Annotated in this window: 2 protein-coding genes and 1 pseudogene; 1 reads left to right on the top strand and 2 read right to left on the bottom strand. The window is 75.8% G+C overall.

What is annotated here, in order from left to right; translation table 11 throughout:
- Window positions 1–192: 192 nt before the first annotated feature.
- Window positions 193–1,128 carry a M56 family metallopeptidase gene (locus tag GT045_RS23645; RefSeq protein WP_161335358.1) on the bottom strand — a complete coding sequence of 312 codons (936 nt, stop codon included), beginning with the start codon at window positions 1,126–1,128 and terminating at the stop codon, window positions 193–195.
- A 201-nt stretch (window positions 1,129–1,329) separates the two neighbouring features.
- Complete coding sequence (locus tag GT045_RS23640) at window positions 1,330–1,887, bottom strand: DUF5134 domain-containing protein (protein ID WP_161335357.1); 558 nt, start codon at window positions 1,885–1,887, stop codon at window positions 1,330–1,332.
- 142 nt (window positions 1,888–2,029) lie between these two features.
- Here GT045_RS23640 and GT045_RS23635 point away from each other — a divergent pair.
- Window positions 2,030–2,626, top strand: a pseudogene (locus tag GT045_RS23635) (FUSC family protein); the annotation flags it as partial.

Below are 2,626 nucleotides of genomic sequence, written 5' to 3'. Positions count from 1 at the left end.
GTGGGGGCGGGGGAGGGGTGGGGCGTCGGTGCATGCCGTGATCCTTGTTGATCGGGCGGCCACGGCCAAGACGACCGGCGAGGCGTCGGCCCCGGTTCCCTTCCGGCCGGCGCCCTTCGGCGGGTCGTGTCGGGCCGGCGCGTCCGCCGGCCGCTTCCGCGCAGCCCGGCTCCCTGCCTGCGCCGCCGTGCGTCAGCCCAGCGTCCGCAGTGCCGGCACCAGTGCCACCAGTACGGGGAGCACCGGCACCAGTGCGGCGGTCGCCGTCAGACGCAGCCGGTGCCGGGCCGGGAGGCGGTCCGGGGCGGTCAGCAGGCGGTCCACGCGCTGCGGTACGTGCGCCTGCGGCGTCGGGCCGGGCCCGAACACCCCCCGTTCCTCGTTGAGTTCGACCAGGGCCAGGGCCGTCGTGAGGCGGCCGAAGCGACGGGAGGCCATGTCGTCCGCGGCCAGCTCGACCAGCCGGTGCATCTCGTCGCGGAACGCGGCGAACACCAAAACCCGCGGGAACCCGCCCGCCAGCGCGGCCGAACAGTGCCGCAGCCAGTCGTGCCGGGCCTGGGCATGCCCCTGCTCGTGGGCGAGCAGGGCGTCCAGCTGCCGTCCCCCGAGCCGGCGCAGTGCGGCCGTGGTGATGACCAGCCGGGGTGCCGTGCCGGCCAGCCACCAGGCGTCGGGGCGGTCGCCCTCCAGGACCACCAGCCGGCCGGCCGCCGGCTCCTCACCGGGCAACAGCGGTGCGCGGACCAGGAGTTCGGCCCGCCGTCCGCGCCGTCGCGTCCGGGACCGTACTACTTCGCGGACCAGCATCGCCAGGCTCCACAGGCCGCCGGCGGCGAGGAGTACGGCGGTGGGCGCGGCCCAGGGGCCGGCCGTGCCGAGGGCGTACGCGTCCACGACCGCGCGCGGTGCGCTGGCGAATACATGCCCGCGCACCGCCTGCCAGGCGGCCGCGGCGCTGAGCGTCATCGACAGGGCGCAGCACAGCAGGACGGCCGCCACGACGCACTGCCACACCCACAGGGCGACGACCGGCTCGCGGTCCGGCCAGTCGGACCGGGCGAGCAGCCGCGGGGCGACGACGGCGGTCAGGGCACCGAGCAGCAACAGGGCCACGGGGACCATCATGATCGGTACCCTACGAGTGCGAGGCCGCCCGGCGGTACGCTCCGCGGTGCCGAAGTGACGTAATCGACGCGGCCGTTCCACCGGCCTCGGCCCGCCTCGCTCGGCCCGGGCGTCCCAAGCGTCCGGGTTCTGTCCGGATCGGCGCGGCCGTTCCACCGGCCTCGGGCCGCCCCCGCGCCCGTCGCCCTCGGTGCGGCGGCCTCACATCGTCAGCAGCATGGCCACCATGCCGATCCCCATCGACAGCCGGCACGCCCGCGCCAGCTCCGGGCGGTCGCCCCAGCCGGCGGGGGCGGGCGGGGGCGCGCCCGCCGGGGCGACGGCGGGTATCAGGCGGACACCGGAGAGCAGCACGTAGCCCGCGAAGTAGAGCAGGAGCACGCCGGTCAGCAGCGGCACACCGGTGCCGCCGTGCGTGTGGTGGGCGGTGTGCGGGGAGACGGCCATCGCCACCGCCATGTAGACCATCGCGGCGCTGCCCACCAGATGATGCAGATGGCGCCGGCCGCCGCGCCCGGCCCACAGCGCGCGCAGAGCCGCCGCGCCGAACACGGCCGCGTACAGGGGCCACGCCCACCTGGGCGGGGTGAACACCGCCGCCGGTACCGCCATCGCCGCCATGCCGAATCCCATCAGCGCCTCGCCGCCCGCGGCCCGGCGCTGTTCCCCGATGCCGCTGCGCATCCGCAGCAGGCAGTAGGCCCCGGTCGCCGCGCACAGCGCGACCAGCAGCCAGGCTGTCGACACCGGTCCGTGCACGCGGACCTCCCCGCTCGACGGTCGTCGAGGGAAGCGATGCCCAGGAGCGAGGGAGCACACGCGAGCGCAAGGGTGTACGCCGGGAGCGTGCGGGGAGCGCGAACAGAAGTTTTACCAGTAAAACACGTGTTAAGTTTGTGGCATGAGCAGTGCCCCCTCCCGCCGCCTTCCCCTCGCCGACGCCCTGCGCCTCGGGCGCCCCTCCGACATCTGGTTCAAGCCCGCGCTGAGCGTGGTGGCCGCCGTCGCCCCGCCCAACCTCACGCTGCTCGCCCTCGGCCGCCTCGACCTCGCCATGTACACGATGGCCGGATCGCTGTGCGCGCTCTACGGCCACAACCGGCCCTACGCCGCCCGGGCCCGGACGCTGGCCTGGGTGGTGCTAGGCATGGTCGGCGGTCTCGCCGTCGCCCTGTCCGCCGCGGCGCTCACCATGAACGCCGTCGTCCTCGTCACCGTGGGCGCCGTCCTCGCCGCCGTCCACAAGACGGTGTGCGACGCCACCCGCGTCGGACCGCCCGGCAACGTGGTCCTCACCTTCATCAGCTCCGCGTCGCTCTTCGCACCGCAGAGCCCCGGCCAGGTCCCCGGGCACGTCGCCCTGGCGCTGGCCGCGGGCGTCTGGGCCTGGCTGGTCGGCATGGCGCCCGGGCTGCTGCGGCCGCACGGCCCCGAGCGCCGCGCCACCGCCCAGGCGCTGGACGCCGCCGCCGCGTACGCCGAGACGCGCGGCACCGCC

Origin of the sequence: Streptomyces sp. SID486 (genome assembly GCF_009865385.1) — a bacterium.
Taxonomy (GTDB): Bacteria; Actinomycetota; Actinomycetes; order Streptomycetales; family Streptomycetaceae; genus Streptomyces.
This window is presented reverse-complemented; position numbering and strand designations above follow the sequence as displayed.